Annotated in this window: 1 protein-coding gene and 1 pseudogene; both read left to right on the top strand. The window is 47.1% G+C overall.

Annotation, left to right across the window (positions count from 1 at the left end; genetic code table 11):
- Positions 1-336: pseudogene (locus R7Z47_RS26455) on the top strand (pentaheme c-type cytochrome TorC); the annotation flags it as partial.
- Between the two features lie 24 nt (positions 337-360).
- Positions 361-544: twin-arginine translocation signal domain-containing protein (locus tag R7Z47_RS26450; protein WP_318130974.1), on the top strand; the 184-nt coding region annotated here is incomplete at its 3' end.

Raw genomic sequence — 544 nt, 5'->3', positions numbered from 1 at the left:
GAAGCGTCTACAGACAGCAACATCGTTACGACTGGTGAAAAACGAGTGGACGAGCTGACTGGTCTTCCTTGGGAGAAAGTGGCAGCGAAAGTATGGATCAAGAAAGAGTCTATGCTGAACGACATCAACCCTGTATGGGAAAAATCGAAAGAAGCATACAAAACAAACTGTTCTGTATGTCATACACAACCAGCTGAAGCGCACTTCGATGCGAACACCTGGCCAGGTATGTTCGACGGCATGCTTGCGTTCGTTAACCTAGATACAGACAGTGAAGCACTGATCTTGAAATATCTACAGAAGCACTCTTCAGATTATGCTGAAGGCCACCACTAATAAGCGCGGATTGGAGTAATTTAAATGGCTATTACACGAAGAAGTTTTCTTAAAGGTGTAGCAACCACAAGTGCAGCGTCAGTTATCGGTCCAAGCTTATTGGCGTCAGCTTCTGCAAACGCAGCTGAGTCGACTGGTACTTGGAAAGTAACAGGCTCACACTGGGGCGCGTTCCGCGCCCACATCTACGCGGGTAAAGTTCAAGAGA

This window comes from Vibrio sp. 1641, assembly GCF_033339995.1.
GTDB lineage: Bacteria > Pseudomonadota > Gammaproteobacteria > Enterobacterales > Vibrionaceae > Vibrio > Vibrio alginolyticus.
The sequence above is the reverse complement of the archived record's forward strand: the minus strand, read 5'-3'. Positions and strand labels throughout refer to the sequence as shown.